Genomic DNA, 15075 nt, shown 5'->3' on the forward strand with positions numbered 1-15075 from the left:
GCTACACCTTTAAAAATAGGCTAATCTTCACGAAAATCTAGTGAACGTCAGCTTATTTTCAAAGGAGTTGCATTCTCGCTGTGTATTTATTTAAAGTAGCTCGTTTAACTTTGTTTTTATTTAGCTAATCCATGCTGAAACGCATAAATAGCCGCTTGTGTACGGTCTTCGACATCTAATTTTGCTAGAATATTGGATACATGCGTCTTAACTGTTTTAAGAGTAATGAACAACTCGTCTGCGATTTCTTGATTACTGCGGCCTTTTGCTATCAACATTAGAATTTCATGTTCGCGATTCGTCAAGTCTTCATGCAAAATAGGTTCTTGTTTTTTGGTCAAACGTTCCATCATTTTAGTTGTTACTTCCGGCTCTAAAACACGTTCTCCTCTAGAAATCGCACGAATTGCGTTGGCAATTTCGTGAGCAGTCGAGGTTTTCAATAGGTAGCCTGCCGCTCCAGCTTCAATTGCTGGATAGACCTTTTCATCGTCAATAAAACTAGTAACAATAATAATCCGTGCTTGCGGCCAATCTTTTAAAATCGCTTTGGTTGACTCGATGCCATCCATCACGTCCATGACTAAGTCCATTAGAATAACGTCTGGACGTAATTCCAATGCTTTTTCATACCCGATCTGACCGTTTTCAGCTTCTCCGATCACCTCGATATCTTCTTGAATAGACAAATAAGAAGATACTCCTAGTCGCACCATCTCATGGTCATCTACTAACATTACTTTGATCACTTGTTGTTTCCTCCTTTATTACAGGGACTTTGATCTCAACACTTGTTCCTTGACCTTTAAAGCTGATTATCTTAACAATACCGCCCATACCAGCTACACGCTCACGAATATTTTTTAGTCCGTAACTACCCGCTTTATTATCATTTTCGCTCATATCGAAACCAACTCCGTCATCTACTAGACGTAATAAAACATTTTTATCTACTTGATGAAGGTACACTTCGAGCTCTTTTGCTTTGGCATGACGTAGCGTGTTAGAAAGTAGTTCCTGAACGATTCTAAATAGATGATCTTCAATACTATTATTCAAATGGACATCTTCGACATCCCACGTTACTCGATCTTGATCTTCGTTTGCAATTCTTTTAATAGTTGCTCGATTCCTTTTCGCAAGCTTTTTCCTTCTAAACTTACTGGACGTAGATGAAGTAATAACGCCCGCATCTCAGATTGCGATGCATTGATGATATCCGTTACAGTCACTAACTGTTTGCGGAACATTTCTGGTGTCTCGCTTCGCTGGGCTTGTTCATTTAATGCAGAGAGCATCATCATCGCCGCAAAAAGCTGTTGACTGACAGAATCATGCAGTTCTCTTGCCAGTCTGTGGCGCTCAGCTTCTAAAATTTCCTCTTTTGTCTCGCCATCCATCAATTGCGGACGGCTATTCAATAATTGCAATTCTTTGGACATTTCTAATAATTTCTTTCTGATTTTCAAAATATCTTGGTCGACTTCGCCAATATATTGATCATTACTTGCGTGAGGAACACTTTTGGCAATCGTAGGATTTTCATAGCTACCTCTTGCTAATAGACGAAGTTTTTCTTCAATTCTACCATATTGGGCTTTTTGTACAATAGATACGAGTAAAAAGGTCGATAAACCAACCAAAAGAGAAATCAAGACCATATGGAAAATCAAAGGAATGTAAAATACTTTCCTTTGAAGTAATTCCAACATCCAATTTTTCTGTTTGATTGAGTGGAAGTATGAAAATAATGTGAGTAAAACAACGATAAATGTGCTACAGGCAGCATATAAAGAAAGCATCTGTCGAGAAATTTTACCCATCATACGCGGATCACCTCTAGGTCTCCAACCAACGTATTAGTAATGATTTTTAAGCGTCGATTATTTGTATCAAAATCATTGCTGTAAATTTTCAATGATTCATTTTTCAGATGATATTTTTCTTCTTCAAAGTTAACATTTCCGTAGAATGTAGAATGTTCTAACATCACTGCTACTCCTAACGGAACTAAAATTCTGGTGCGGCCAAAGCCTTTACGAATAATAATAATACTATCATCTTTGGGCAGCAATGTATTCCCTAAATCAACGATAGTGTCGCCTGAAAGAACATCTATATTGATATCATTCCATTCGTAAACATTATTTCCGATACGTTCATTGGCAAACCACGAACGTTTGAAGCGACGACCATTTTTAGGTTCAACATTGGTTGTTTCCACCATGATCATTTGTTTTTTCCGCCATGGAGCGCGCTGAGTAATATCAACACCTGCTATCTCTACACCCTTTAAACCGATAAATAAAACGCCAAATACTAACATCAACCAAAACGCTGGGCTATTCATGACTCCAATTAAAATCAGGATGACCCCCAACACTAATTGAAAGTTATTAAAATTGCTACGATGAACCTTTTTCATTGCATAAGTAACACTTAAGATACCCAGTACCAATAAAATAATCAGACCTGGATTATGTAAAATTTGCCATAATGCCAAAATAAAAAGTAAAGCTTCTACTACGATAAAAAAACGCCATGGGTTGTTCATGATAATCCCCCTTCCTATGAAATCAGTATACCTTGATTCTTCTATTAATGTTAGTTGCTAAAGGCCCATTTTACTATAGGACTTTAGCCCTAATTTTCAACAATAGTTATGATCGTACCGCAACTTATTCAGGTTTAAAGGGCCAGTCAAAGCTACTTATAGCTTTGGCCCGCCCTTTATTCTTATTCATTGTTTTATTAGCCAACTTTTATGATTCTAACTTGCATATCTCCACCTGGCGTTGCAATTGCAACTTGATCATTCAAACGTTTACCGATCAACGCTTGTGCAATTGGCGAGTCATTTGAAATTTTACCAGAGAAAGGATCTGCTTCTGCACTTCCCACAATCGTGTATTCTTCTTCATCACCATCAGGCAATTCAATGAATGTCACTGTTTTCCCAATTGAAACTTCATCTGAATCTACGCCACCATTATCGATGATTTGTGCAAATCGAATCATATTTTCCAAAGTTGTAATGCGACCTTCTACAAAAGCTTGCTCATCTTTAGCTGATTCGTACTCAGAGTTCTCTGATAAATCACCAAAACTTCTTGCAATTTTTATACGTTCAACGATTTCTTTTCGTTTAACAGTCTTTAATTCTTCTAATTCTTGTTCTAATTTTTCTTTTCCTTCAAGTGTCATCGGAAATACTTTTTCTACCATGTTAATTTCTCCTTCTTAACTTACTACAATGTTTTATTTTTATTTTCATTGAAAAATTCCGCTTTCAATCCACAAAAGAGTACCACGCTTTAAGCAAATTGTAAATAATATTCTCTTAATTTTTATAAATCTGCTAGAAAGTTTCTAATTCGATAATCAATCAGCATTTCTTTTGTTAGACAATTATGAAGTCAAGGTAAAGCGAAACGAGCCGCCTAAATTATAGGTTGGCTCGTAATATAATACGCAAACTTAAAGGCTATTCACTTTTTTCGGTTTCAGTGTTATTTACATACTTCTCAACATATTCTTGATGTTGTTCGTATGTTTCTGAAAAATAGACATTCCCAGTTGAAATATCAGCAACGAAATAAAGATAATTATTAGGCGTTGGATTTAACACTGCATTGATTGCTTGTTCACTAGGACTGTCAAAAGGTCCAGGACCGTACCCAGTATTTTTATAGAGGTTATATGGTGAATCCACTTCTAAATCTTTAAAAGTAACTAACTCTTTGTGTTCTCCTAAAGCATACAGAATAGAAATATCCGATTGTAACGGCATATTAGCTGTAATTCGATTAAAGAAGACTTGGGCGATCTTCTTACGATCATCTTCTTTGATACCTTCTTTTTCGACCAATGAAGCCAAAGTCAATACTTGCTGAATCGTCATACCTTTAGCATGTACCATTGGAATAAAGGGTTCGATCACACTGTTTGTTTTTGCAACCATTTGATCAACAAAATCCGCTAGTTTAGCCTCTTTATAATAATCATATGTTGCAGGGAACAGATACCCTTCCAAACGATAACGAACATCAGTTGCTTCAGCTGCACTTGCCAATAGTTCTGGGTATTTTTGCTTCATTGTATCAAAAAATGCTTGATCCTTCATCAAATCGATAAATTCTTTTTTCTTGAAATTAGTATTTTTTTCAATCGCATCACCAATTTTATCGATATCAAAGCCTTCTGGAATCGTTACTTTCCCATCTGCAAGCTGGGTTGGCTCAGCTGTTCCGCCTTCTCGTAGCAGTGCCCCAATCTCATCAAGCGTCATATCTGGCGACATTTGATAATAACCAGCCTGAAAATCAGTTAGATTTTTAAATTTTGCATAGTAATTGAAAACTAACCCACTTTTAATGACTTTACTGTCTTCTAAAATATTCGCGATTTTTTTATTCGACGAATCTTCCGGAACGTGTACTTGAACTAGTTTATTGTCTTTTTTATCAAGTGGTTGCAGCCCTTGATTCACGTAATTGTAGAAAGTGAATCCAAAAATAGCAATCACTAGTATCAAAACTGAAGCGACAATCAACACGATCCGACTAACAATGCGATCTTCTTTTTTTCTGGTACGCTTATTTGGACTCTCTTCTTTAGTGGTTTGTCTATGATTAGATTCAAACTGCTCATCAGATTGCTCAGCCCGCTTTGAATGATGTTCTACACTGCGTGAGCCAACTGGTTCCATCTCATCTTGTGCGATCGGTTCTGTTTGATCATTCGGCTGAGATTGATATGTTCTATTATATTCTGCTTCATTCGGCTGTGATACGTTCTGAGCATTGTGTTCAGAAGAAGCTGAATCATCATTTCCTATTTCTTCTCCCCGCAAAGAACGCAAGACCTGATCTTTAAACGAAGACTTGGAATGATCTTGATTATTTTGGTTATCTTCTGCCAAAACAAATCCTCCTTACTTTCTATGTATCTTCTTTAACTTTTACCATTATACATGAAAGCTTTTTAAATTTAAACTTTTTTAGAGAAAAGTCACTAACTTGTAAGATTTGTTTTCTCTAATAAAATTAAAAAGCGTGATTGAAACATAACTCTAAGAGTCATATTTCAATCACATGAAATTCAGATAAATGGTAGAAGCCAAGACAACTCCATTATTAAATTATTCTGCGCTAAGTGCTGCCATTGTAATATAGTTATATGGTTGGTTGAAGTGCGGCAAGAAGAAAATATCAAGTAATTTAAGCTTATCGATCGTTACTTTTTCTTCGATTGCCAATGAAAACATATGGATTCCCATAGAAATATCTTCATAAGAAGCCATCTGTGCGCCAACAATTCGGCGAGAATCTTCTTCATAAACAATTCTGATCTTCACAGTGTTGTTTTCTTTCATGAAACCTGGTTTTTGCAAATCTTCAAATTCAGTGTATTTTATTTTCAATCCTTGTTTTTCAGATTCTTGAACTGTTAAACCTGTAGAAACCATATGATAGCCAAAAATCGAAATACCATTTGATCCTTGCACGCCAATCGACTCTAAAGGGGTTCCTCCAATGTTATGAGCTGCAACGATTCCTGAACGAACCGCATTTGTTGCTAGGGCAATATAAGTCGTTTGCTGTACAGCATTTGAGAAAATGGTTGCACAATCACCGACCGCATATACGCTAGGATCACTTGTTTGCTGATGAAGATCAACAAGATATGCACCATTAGCAAATAATTCTAAGTGGTCTTTGCCTAAACCATTATTTGGTCTAAACCCAATAGCGTTGATAACTAGATCTACAGCGTATTCTCCTTTGTCAGTCACGATGGCTTCAACTTTTTCAGTCCCTTTGTATTCTTTAGCCAGTTCACCATAATGAAGTTCAATCCCGTTATCAGCTAAGACTTTGTCCATATCATCTGTAAACCATTTATCATAATAATTTGGTAGACATCTTTTCGCTGCATCAAAAAGGAGGACATTTTTGCCTCGACGTTTAGCCGCTTCAGCGATTTCGACTCCAATATATCCAGCCCCAATAACTGCAACTGTTTTCACTTCTTCTTTAGCCATAGCAGCATCAACTGTTTGTCCATCTTGGAATAGTTTTAAGAATTCAACATTTTTTAAATCTCTACCTGGAATATCTGGGTTGATTGGTGCTGAACCTGTAGCTAAAATCAATTTGTCATAGTTTTCTGTAAATACTTCACCATTATGTGTTTTGCAATGAACGAGTTTTTGTTCAAAATCAACACTTTCTACAGTTGTTTCCATATAGATTTTAGCACCTTTTGCTTCAAAGGCCTCTTTGTTCGTATAAAATAAGTTTTCGTAAGATTCGATTTGACGACCTACCCATAGCGCTGTCCCGCACCCTAAATAGCTAAGATTTGTATTGCGATCGATCATGACTACTTCTTGATCTGGATAGGTATCCAACAATGTGTTTGCTGCAGCGATTCCTGCGTGATTGGCACCGACAATGACTGTTTTTGTTCTGTTCATAAAACTCTCCTTCATGTGATTTATTGAACTTAATTATACCGCAAGAAAGGGCTTTCTTTTATCAATTTATCAGTCTTTCGTTAAAATATTTGAGAAACTCTCATTTTTTTCACTAAATCATCATAATTATCCTGCCTTTTACAAAAATAAAGATTCATTTTTAACATAATAACAGGTAAAATAAACTTACTGAAAGGGGTATGATTATGACATTAAAAAAAATATTGGTGAGTCTAATAGCTGGGTCTATTCTTTGCTTTTTTACTGCCTGCACACCTGAAACGAAAACGGAAGTCAAAGAGTCAAAAACCAGTACCTCAAGTACAGCTGAGAAAATGACTTCTCATTCTCCAAAAGAGCTAGCTGAGATTTTCGAAAAAACTATTCCTGACACAGATAATCATTTTGAAAACAATGAAGAAGGCTTGGAAGCTTTCGTTAGATATGTGGAAGAATTTCCGCCTCTTGTTGAGCTCTCAATGATTGAGAAAATCCGAGAAAACGGTCCCTTGTATTTTACAGAAGACCAAATGATCCGCTTAAATAAAGCGTTTGAGGAAACGACTGCCCTATAATCACTTCTGATTTATTTTATAAACCTGTGGAAAATTATTTTCATTTTGGAGGAATGGACATGGAAAGAAAACAAGATTACTGGATTAAACAGCTTGAGTTAGAACCACATCCTGAAGGTGGTTATTTTAGACAAGTTTTGCGCTGTGAACAAACTCTGCAAACTTCAGATAATACAATCAGACCTTATTACACAAGTATTTATTTTTTGTTAACCAAAGGAAATCCTTCTCATTTTCATCGTTTAGCTTCTGATGAAATTTGGTATTATCATGCTGGCTCCGCCTTGAGTATTCATCTATTGTACCCAAATGGTCAATACGAGCAGATTCAGTTAGGAATGGATTTAGAAAAAGGTGAAGTACTTCAGGCAGTTGTTCCTAAAAATGTGATTTTTGGTTCAAGCATTGAAGGAAATGGCGAATTTGCTTTAGTAAGCTGTATGGTTTCACCTGGATTTGATTATCAAGATTTTGAGTTATTCACTAAAAAACAATTGAATGTACTTTATCCAGCGCACCAGAATATTATTGAACAGTTAGCTTATGATCGATTACCTGAGTAACAAAAAAAGTGCTTTCTATCCCTCGACAGGTGAGCCGACCCCAAAAAGTCTAACTTTTTGGGGTCACTACATCCCTCGACAGGTAAAAAGCTCTTTTTTTGTTGCTTATTTTATGATTATTTTTTCTATCTCTTTCGGGGTTGCAGCAATAAAATCAGCGCCAGCTGTTTCTAGTTCCGCTAAATCACCAAAACCATACAAAACACCTAGACTAGCTAAATGATTTTCCTTTGCTCCTAATATATCGTGACTACGGTCACCGATCATAATTGTCTCTTCTAATTGAGTGATTTTCGCCTCACTTAATGCATAACGAATGACCTCGCTCTTTTTCGAACGCTTACCATCTAAACTAGCCCCATAGATTCCAACAAAATACCTATCTAAATTAAAATGAGTAATTATCTGTTTGGCATAGATTTCTGGTTTAGATGTTGCGATATACAAGCTACATCCAGCTTGGTTTAAATCAGTCAATAATTCAAGAATACCCTCATATAAATGATTTTCATACATTCCTTTATCTTGGTAATATTCACGATAATATCCCACTGCCTGTTCTGTTGCTTGTTTATCTAAATGATACATATCCTTAAAGGTATCGTTTAACGGCGGTCCAATAAATGAATATAGTTCTTCTTGATCAGGAATTGGTAATTTCAGCTTATTTAACGCGTAGCACACAGATTGAATGATGCCTTCACCAGAATTTGTGATCGTCCCATCTAGATCAAATAAAATTGTTTTATACTGCATAACAGACTCCCTTGCTTTAATTCTATCTTTCGTGAACATCTCCAGTATTGATGACTGGCTGAGTTCCTTTATCAGTGATGATCGATACTAGCAAGTTATTGATCAATTGCACTTTACGATCATCTGTAAAGTTGATTTTTTGTCCATCTTCGATTTGCTCCAAAGCCATTTGCGTCATTGATACTGCACCTTCAACAATAATCTGACGTGCAGAAAGAATGGCTTTAGCTTGCTGTCTTTGTAACATCGCACTGGCAATTTCAGTCGCATAAGCTAAGTGGTTCAACCGTGTTTCGATGACTTCAACCCCAGCAGCGGATAAACGCTCTTGTAATTCTTTAGCCATTTCCTCAGAAACTTCATTTGTATTTCCTCGTAAGGTAAGATCGTCTTCGTTAAAGGTATCATAAGGGTATTGTGTCGCAATATGACGAATCGCCGTTTCACTTTGGATCTCTACAAAATCTTGGTAACGATCCACATCAAATAAGGCCTTGGCTGTATCGACTACTTTAAACACTACAACTGCAGATATTTCCACCGGATTACCATCAGAATCGTTCACTTTTAATAACGAGCTATTGAAGTTACGTACTTTTAGTGAAACATTGATTTTTTGAGTTAATGGAGTAGTAACAAATAATCCATTATCTTTGATCGTTCCTAAATATTGCCCAAAAAATAGGATTGCTTTAGCTTGATTCGGACTAACAATGGTCAATGAGCTTAAAAATAAAGCAGAAATCACCCATAGGACCAAACCAACTATCAACATTCCAACACGTTCATCTGCTACACCTAAATAAACACAATAGCCTCCGATAACAGTCAAAATAATCAAGACCACTAGAGCAATATATCCGTTGACATGAAATGTTTTTTTCTCTTCCATTCTTTTCCCCTACTTTCTTTTCTCACGTATTAGTCCTATAGTACTCCTCTTTATTCTTTCTATCAATAGTTCTGAAAAGTAAAAAAATTTGCTTATTTATTAGTTTAGATGTAAACTTACTTTTAGTAAGTAAAAATCAATTATCAATTTGGAGGTTTTCTATTATGGATACACAAATTCACGGCATTCATCACGTTACGGCAATGACATCTAGTGCAGAAAAAATTTATCGCTTCTTCACAGATACATTAGGTCTACGCCTGATCAAAAAAACGGTCAATCAAGACGATATTGAAACATACCATCTATTTTTTGCGGATGATCTTGGATCGGCCGGTACAGACATGACATTTTTTGATTTTCCAGGTATTCCTAAAGGTAGTAAAGGAACCAACTCTATCTCTCGTACTTCATTTCGCGTTAAAAGCGACGCATCATTGACTTATTGGATCGATCGCTTTAACGAACAGGAAATCGCTCATGGAGAAATCAAAGAACGTTTTGGTAAAAAGTATTTGGAATTTGAGGATTTTGACAAGCAGCACTATCAATTGATTTCTGATGAAAATAATCAAGGTGTAGCAAGTGGAACCCCTTGGAAGAAATCAGATGTGCCGGCTGAGCATGCTTTAACTGGACTAGGTCCTGTTTTTGTAACGGTGGCAGACTTTGAACACATGCAACGAGTTTTAGTGGAGGTATTAGGCTTCAAACTCATTGATGCTGAGGGAAGTTTTCATTTATTTGAAGTAGGTGAAGGCGGAAATGGAGCAAGTATCATTGTTGAACATCGAAATGATCTTCCAGAAGCACAAGAAGGGTTCGGCAATGTGCATCACTTAGCTCTTCGTGTAACTGATCAAGAAGCTTTACGTTTTTGGATCAATAAAATCAATCAATTACAATTCCCAAATTCTGGTTTTGTTGAGCGTTTTTATTTCAAATCTGATTATTTCAGAGCGGCTCCTCAGATTTTGTTTGAATTAGCAACTGATGGGCCTGGTTTTTTACAAGATGAAACCTATGAAGCCGCAGGAGAAAAATTATCTTTACCACCATTTTTGGAAAGTAAACGAACAGAAATCGAAGAATTTGTGCGACCGTTTGATACGTCTGATGCAAATAAACCACGTTAATGAAAACAGAATTGGAGAGAAGCTATGCGGCATTATCCTACAAGCGATTTATCAGCAAAACAGGCTTATAAGTTTTTATCCGGCAGCATTATCCCACGGCCAATTGCCTGGGTAACAACGTTAAATAAAGAACTCGATACGATCAATGCCGCACCATTCAGCTTTTTCAATGCTGCGGCATCAGATATTCCTTTGGTGACGTTATCGATTCTTCGACGAAATGGTGAAATCAAAGACACTGCTAGAAATATTTTAGAAACAAATGAACTCGTAATCCATCTAGTCAACGATTCAGTTGTTGAATTAATGAATCAAACAGCAGCATCTTTACAGCCTGACCAAAGCGAGATCACTATTAATGAAATTGAAACAATTACTAGTAAATCCGTTACTGTTCCTGGAATCAAAGCGGCTCCCATTCGAATGGAGGCGCGCCTTCATCAATACATCCCTGTAAAAAATCATGAAGAGCAGGTCATTACCGATTTATTTATAGTGGAAATAACGGATTTTTATTTTGATGAACAGATTTTTGATCATGAACATGAATACATCTTACCTGAAGCGTTTCAACCTGTAGCAAGATTAGCAGGTAACACTTACGCTCATATCGATCATTTATTCGATCTAAAAAGACCCAACTAAAAAAGTTGAGTCCAAAATTGGCGCGAAGTTAAACAGTTGTAGTGATTACCTGTTAGTCTATTTTGAATGAGGTTAGAACAGAAGTGACTGGGGTGTAACTCATTGAGTTACGCCCCAGTCACACTCTTTTTATTCGTTTTTACCTAGTCCTCATGCTCCGGTCGTAAATCTACAATAGGAACATTCCCATCCAAAATACCGCTTGGGCTTTTCAACTTGAAAACCTGCAATCTAGGATCCACTTCCAAGGTCATTTCCTCATCCAAATATCTTTTAGAATAATCCTTGATATAAACTGCCCCAATGTCTGAATCCAATGTTAACTGAAAATCTGATTTATCCTGCATTTGTTCCAATATCACTAAGCGAAAGCTTGTATCAAGCGAGCAAACACCCATTTTCGAATACTTGCCAACACCATCATCTAGATCCAAAATAATCACTGCCTCATCGTTAATATAAGGAGTCAATTTGACCTGCGCTTCATCACTCACTTTTAAAAACATTTATTCCTCACTTCCTTCTTGCTTCATACACCAAGCATAACACTTGAGCATGATTTTTTCGAAAGTTATGCGTTTTTTCACCATTCAAAAACGGGGACAGATTTCCAATCACATAGATGTGTTGACCAAAAGAATCCTTCTATTAATAAATGTTTTTTCTTTTCAATCGTCATCGTACATTCATTATAGACGAGCGTCATTTTTTTCTACTTTCTCCGCCTATGTTAATCGTGGATATTTTTCAGCAGCGAATTCTTTTGACAGCTTAACGTAGTGCTGTGCATTTTCTTTGTTTTTGCGAAGCTCTTCTCGAGTCAAAGGACGAATCACTTTCGCAGGTCGCCCGAACGCCAAAACATTCGGCGGTATTTCAGTTCCTTCAGTGACTAAGGAACCTGCACCGATCATACTATTTTGCCCAATTATTGCATGATTTAAAATCGTCGAGCCCATCCCTATCAAGGCGCCATCCTCTATCGTACAGCCATGAAGCATACTATGATGGCCGATTGTTACATTTTCACCAATGACGACCGGCGCATTATGATCCACATGAATCACCGTACCATCTTGCACATTACTTCCTGCATTAATTGTGATTGAGTTATTGTCTCCTCGTATCACAGTTTGAAACCAGATACTCGTATCCTTAGCTAATATTACCTTGCCATACACATCTGCACTTGCTGCAATAAAATACTCCATTGTCATAACGTCACCTCTCCTAATGAGTTAAGTATAACAAATAATTTATTCTTGCCACTACTTAACTGCATCCTTTCATTGAAAAAAGACCTAAGGTGAGTGGGACATAACTCTTTGAGTCATATCCCACTCACTTAGAATTCGGATAAACGGTGGGAGCAGAAGCAATCATTACACTACACTTCGTTTCGATCTCATTAACTTCTACGCATGGAACATGCTAGAGTTAAAGGCCTACGCTTCGATCACATCAATTTTTAAGTCTTAAAAAATCAAAAAACCGTAAGGAGTTATTGCCTCGAACAAGATGCTTTGCCTCGACTTTTATCTATATATGGTGATTTATAGAATACACCCATTTGATTCTATCACCTTTTGATACCACCAAAATGAATCTTTTTTTAGGCGCTGCTTACTGCCATTACCAGTATTATCTTGATCAACATAGATGAAGCCATAGCGTTTTTCCATTTCAGCTGAGGAGCAACTGATAATATCGATCGGTCCCCACGCGCAATAGGCAAAAATTTCAGCGCCATCTTGCAGCACCTGTTGCATTTGTAAAATATGTTCACGTAAGTAATCAATACGATACTCATCATGTATTCGACCCTGTTCTACTTGGTCATACATACCAAAGCCATTCTCAGCAACCATCAGCGGTACTTGATACCGGTCATAATATTGACTCAGGCTATTGTAAAACCCTTGTGGATCAACAGCCCAGCCCCATGGATTTGCCTTTAAATGAGGATTTTTAGTTGTTGTCGTAGGATCCATTGTATCCTGTTTAGCGGAAACTGTTTGTGAATAATAGTAAGACAATGCTAAAAACTGCATCGTTGCTCGACTTAAAAGTGCATCGTCTTCTGCTTCTTTTTTGATCGTTATTTTTTGATCACTAAAATAATTCAATGCATATTGTGGATAACTTCCCCGCAATTGAACATCTGTATAAAAATACTGCATTCGATTACGTTTTAATGCTAATAAAACATCGTCTGGATCACAAGAATAAGGATATGCGGTGCAATCGGCTACCATCGTACCGACTTTTGTATCAGGATCGATTTGTTTAGCTAATTCAACAATTTTAGCACTAGCGACAAATTGATGATGAATTGCTTGAAATTTTGCTTGTTCAAAGTGATCAGTTTGGTCCTTACAAATTCCAGTTGAATTAAAGGATTCAAATTGAACCAAGTTGATTTGATTGATCACGATCCAATACTTGACTTTTCCTTGATATCTTTCCAATAAAATTTTGCCATACCTCACGAAAAAATCGACTAGTTTTCTATTTTGCCACCCACCGTATTTTGTAGTTAAATACAAAGGTGTTTCATAATGAAGCATGGTAATGATCGGCTCCATTCCATTAGCAATAATTGAGTCGATCAAACGATCATAAAAAGCTAAGCCTTCCTCATTTGGCTCTAATTCATCCCCGTGTGGAAAAATTCTGCTCCAATCAATTGATGTGCGAAACGTTTGAAACCCCATTTCTTTTAGCAAGGCTAAGTCTGCTGGATACGTATGATAAAAATCAATCCCAACTCGTTTAGGGTAGTAACCATCTTGGTCTATGATTCGTTGCTCTACTTGAGCGAGAGTCAAATCTGAATCCAGACTAGCTGCTTGGATATCCTGCTTTGGATCATATAAATGCACATCTGCCAAACTCAACCCTTTACCGCCTAGACCAAACCCACCTTCTGCTTGGTTGGCAGCTATCGCGCCGCCCCATAAAAAATCTTTTGGAAATCCAACCACTATTTTTTCCCCTCACTTTCTAAATATAACTTTTGATACATTTGTTTTTTCTTTGCTGATATTCCTAAATATTCTGCTAAATAAGTATCTATATCCCCAGATAGCTCTTTTACTTTATCTAACGCTCTTATAAAATAGCTTTCTTTTGTATCCATTAAGCTATATAGATAATCTAAAACAAAGGCATTGTCTGTATATTGCTGATATTCTGCCATTCTCTTTTGATTTCTAAGAGTATTTACCTTTTTGGTGTAAAGATAATCCTCCATGATCGTATCTTCTGATACGCCTAAAATAAACAAAATCAACGCGGCTCCCCAACCAGTCCGGTCTTTACCACCGCGACAATGCTGGATCATTGGTAATTTTTCTGGGACTTCTAGCAATTGCAACATTTCTCGGTACGCTGTAATTGCATAGGGTTCAGCTACTAATTCTTCCATTTGCTGTGCCATTTCATCTAGACGTGCCACCAATTCTTTCCGTCCGTTATTAGATGCCGCTAGTGAAACTAATTGCGCGACTTTTTCCTGATCATCTTTTAATGTTGACGAGGCTAGAGCCGCCACTTTAGCGTTTGGAGAGAAATCATACGTCTGTGTATTAGAAATATATTGATTAGGGTGTTTCTTCTTTTCCCATTCACTACGATAATCCACAATTGATCGAATCCCCATCGCTTCTAAATAATGGCGGTCGCGTGCATCCAAGCTTGATAGATCATCCGATCGAAAAAACAGGCCCCATTTTACTGGACGATCATCTGCGCCCAAATATCCGCCTAAATCTCGCATATTAAAACTATGAACTAAATTTACCCGTCTCTCTGCAACAATTTGCTTGGAATCGTGTGTGATCACTTGGTAATAAAGACGTTGTTCCGGCAGTGGATCGTCAAAAATCAGTTCCTTATTATTTTGCGTACTCTTACCGATAGCTTGCCAATGTCCCTTATAAGGATGCGTACTAAATACTATTTCTTTAATTGCTTTTATGTTTTGATCCTTTACGATCATTTGCTTGTTTTTTCTGATCAATTCCATATT

15 protein-coding genes and 1 pseudogene are annotated in these 15075 nt (G+C 36.9%); 4 read left to right on the forward strand and 12 right to left on the reverse strand.

Going from position 1 to position 15075, the window contains the following annotated elements:
• Window positions 1-116: 116 nt before the first annotated feature.
• The 6 genes and pseudogenes from V192_RS0110495 to nox all read right to left on the reverse strand — a co-directional run bounded on the left by V192_RS0110495 (window position 117) and on the right by nox (window position 6478).
• Window positions 117-749 carry a response regulator gene (locus V192_RS0110495; protein WP_025871509.1) on the reverse strand — a complete coding sequence of 211 codons (633 nt, stop codon included), beginning with the start codon at window positions 747-749 and terminating at the stop codon, window positions 117-119.
• Window positions 724-1826: pseudogene (locus V192_RS19930) on the reverse strand (sensor histidine kinase). Before V192_RS19930 ends, V192_RS0110495 begins: the two are co-directional and overlap by 26 nt.
• Complete coding sequence (gene liaF, locus V192_RS0110505; protein WP_025871511.1) at window positions 1823-2554, reverse strand: cell wall-active antibiotics response protein LiaF; 732 nt, start codon at window positions 2552-2554, stop codon at window positions 1823-1825. The pseudogene V192_RS19930 and the gene liaF overlap by 4 nt, the downstream one beginning before the upstream one ends.
• 197 nt (window positions 2555-2751) lie before the next feature.
• Window positions 2752-3225: a transcription elongation factor GreA gene (greA, locus tag V192_RS0110510; protein WP_025871513.1), complete on the reverse strand. Its 474-nt coding sequence runs from the start codon at window positions 3223-3225 to the stop codon at window positions 2752-2754.
• Window positions 3226-3484: 259 nt separating this feature from the next.
• Window positions 3485-4921 carry an endolytic transglycosylase MltG gene (gene mltG / locus V192_RS0110515; RefSeq protein WP_025871515.1) on the reverse strand — a complete coding sequence of 479 codons (1437 nt, stop codon included), beginning with the start codon at window positions 4919-4921 and terminating at the stop codon, window positions 3485-3487.
• Between the two features lie 219 nt (window positions 4922-5140).
• Complete coding sequence (gene nox / locus V192_RS0110520; RefSeq protein WP_025871517.1) at window positions 5141-6478, reverse strand: H2O-forming NADH oxidase; 1338 nt, start codon at window positions 6476-6478, stop codon at window positions 5141-5143.
• Between the two features lie 206 nt (window positions 6479-6684).
• On the opposite strand from nox, the gene V192_RS0110525 reads away from it, so the two are divergent.
• Together V192_RS0110525 and V192_RS0110530 are read left to right on the forward strand one after the other, a co-directional pair.
• Window positions 6685-7053 (forward strand): hypothetical protein, encoded by a 369-nt coding sequence (locus V192_RS0110525; protein WP_025871519.1) that lies wholly within the window; start codon window positions 6685-6687, stop codon window positions 7051-7053.
• 59 nt (window positions 7054-7112) lie between these two features.
• Window positions 7113-7616, forward strand: a complete 504-nt coding sequence (locus tag V192_RS0110530) for a cupin domain-containing protein (protein ID WP_025871522.1) — start codon at window positions 7113-7115, stop codon at window positions 7614-7616.
• Window positions 7617-7721: 105 nt separating this feature from the next.
• Here the strand turns inward: V192_RS0110530 and V192_RS0110535 are convergent, their stop codons facing one another.
• Window positions 7722-8372 (reverse strand): HAD family hydrolase, encoded by a 651-nt coding sequence (locus V192_RS0110535; RefSeq protein WP_025871524.1) that lies wholly within the window; start codon window positions 8370-8372, stop codon window positions 7722-7724.
• 22 nt (window positions 8373-8394) lie between these two features.
• Window positions 8395-9264 (reverse strand): SPFH domain-containing protein, encoded by an 870-nt coding sequence (locus V192_RS0110540; protein WP_025871526.1) that lies wholly within the window; start codon window positions 9262-9264, stop codon window positions 8395-8397.
• Window positions 9265-9428: 164 nt separating this feature from the next.
• Here V192_RS0110540 and V192_RS0110545 point away from each other — a divergent pair, with 164 nt between their 5' ends.
• Entirely contained in the window at window positions 9429-10400 is a 972-nt protein-coding gene (locus V192_RS0110545) for a ring-cleaving dioxygenase (protein ID WP_025871528.1), read from the forward strand.
• A 24-nt stretch (window positions 10401-10424) separates the two neighbouring features.
• Window positions 10425-11045, forward strand: coding sequence for a flavin reductase family protein (locus V192_RS0110550; RefSeq protein ID WP_025871531.1), 621 nt, complete (start codon window positions 10425-10427; stop codon window positions 11043-11045).
• A gap of 143 nt (window positions 11046-11188) precedes the next feature.
• On the opposite strand, the gene V192_RS0110555 is transcribed toward V192_RS0110550, so the two are convergent.
• The 4 genes from V192_RS0110555 to V192_RS0110570 all read right to left on the reverse strand — a co-directional run bounded on the left by V192_RS0110555 (window position 11189) and on the right by V192_RS0110570 (window position 15072).
• On the reverse strand, window positions 11189-11551 hold the full coding sequence (locus V192_RS0110555) for an iron-sulfur cluster biosynthesis family protein (protein ID WP_025871533.1): 363 nt from the start codon (window positions 11549-11551) through the stop codon (window positions 11189-11191).
• A 219-nt stretch (window positions 11552-11770) separates the two neighbouring features.
• Window positions 11771-12256 carry a gamma carbonic anhydrase family protein gene (locus tag V192_RS0110560; protein WP_025871535.1) on the reverse strand — a complete coding sequence of 162 codons (486 nt, stop codon included), beginning with the start codon at window positions 12254-12256 and terminating at the stop codon, window positions 11771-11773.
• A 342-nt stretch (window positions 12257-12598) separates the two neighbouring features.
• Complete coding sequence (locus V192_RS0110565; protein ID WP_025871537.1) at window positions 12599-14029, reverse strand: glycoside hydrolase family 1 protein; 1431 nt, start codon at window positions 14027-14029, stop codon at window positions 12599-12601.
• Complete coding sequence (locus V192_RS0110570; RefSeq protein WP_025871539.1) at window positions 14029-15072, reverse strand: tyrosine-protein phosphatase; 1044 nt, start codon at window positions 15070-15072, stop codon at window positions 14029-14031. Before V192_RS0110570 ends, V192_RS0110565 begins: the two co-directional genes overlap by 1 nt.
• Between the last annotated feature and the right edge of the window lie 3 nt (window positions 15073-15075).

Origin of the sequence: Enterococcus crotali (assembly GCF_000633635.1) — a bacterium.
Taxonomy (GTDB): Bacteria; Bacillota; Bacilli; order Lactobacillales; family Enterococcaceae; genus Enterococcus_L; species Enterococcus_L crotali.

What these genes read in the sequence shown, in the direction of transcription:
- V192_RS0110560 (WP_025871535.1), bottom strand. Translation starts at nt 12,256, where the DNA reads ATGGAGTATTTTATTGCAGCAAGTGCAGATGTGTATGGCAAGGTAATA.
- V192_RS0110540 (WP_025871526.1), bottom strand. Translation starts at nt 9,264, where the DNA reads ATGGAAGAGAAAAAAACATTTCATGTCAACGGATATATTGCTCTAGTG.
- V192_RS0110530 (WP_025871522.1), top strand. Translation starts at nt 7,113, where the DNA reads ATGGAAAGAAAACAAGATTACTGGATTAAACAGCTTGAGTTAGAACCA.
- V192_RS0110570 (WP_025871539.1), bottom strand. Translation starts at nt 15,072, where the DNA reads ATGGAATTGATCAGAAAAAACAAGCAAATGATCGTAAAGGATCAAAAC.
- nox (WP_025871517.1), bottom strand. Translation starts at nt 6,478, where the DNA reads ATGAACAGAACAAAAACAGTCATTGTCGGTGCCAATCACGCAGGAATC.
- V192_RS0110545 (WP_025871528.1), top strand. Translation starts at nt 9,429, where the DNA reads ATGGATACACAAATTCACGGCATTCATCACGTTACGGCAATGACATCT.
- V192_RS0110535 (WP_025871524.1), bottom strand. Translation starts at nt 8,372, where the DNA reads ATGCAGTATAAAACAATTTTATTTGATCTAGATGGGACGATCACAAAT.
- V192_RS0110555 (WP_025871533.1), bottom strand. Translation starts at nt 11,551, where the DNA reads ATGTTTTTAAAAGTGAGTGATGAAGCGCAGGTCAAATTGACTCCTTAT.
- greA (WP_025871513.1), bottom strand. Translation starts at nt 3,225, where the DNA reads ATGGTAGAAAAAGTATTTCCGATGACACTTGAAGGAAAAGAAAAATTA.
- V192_RS0110550 (WP_025871531.1), top strand. Translation starts at nt 10,425, where the DNA reads ATGCGGCATTATCCTACAAGCGATTTATCAGCAAAACAGGCTTATAAG.
- V192_RS0110525 (WP_025871519.1), top strand. Translation starts at nt 6,685, where the DNA reads ATGACATTAAAAAAAATATTGGTGAGTCTAATAGCTGGGTCTATTCTT.
- liaF (WP_025871511.1), bottom strand. Translation starts at nt 2,554, where the DNA reads ATGAACAACCCATGGCGTTTTTTTATCGTAGTAGAAGCTTTACTTTTT.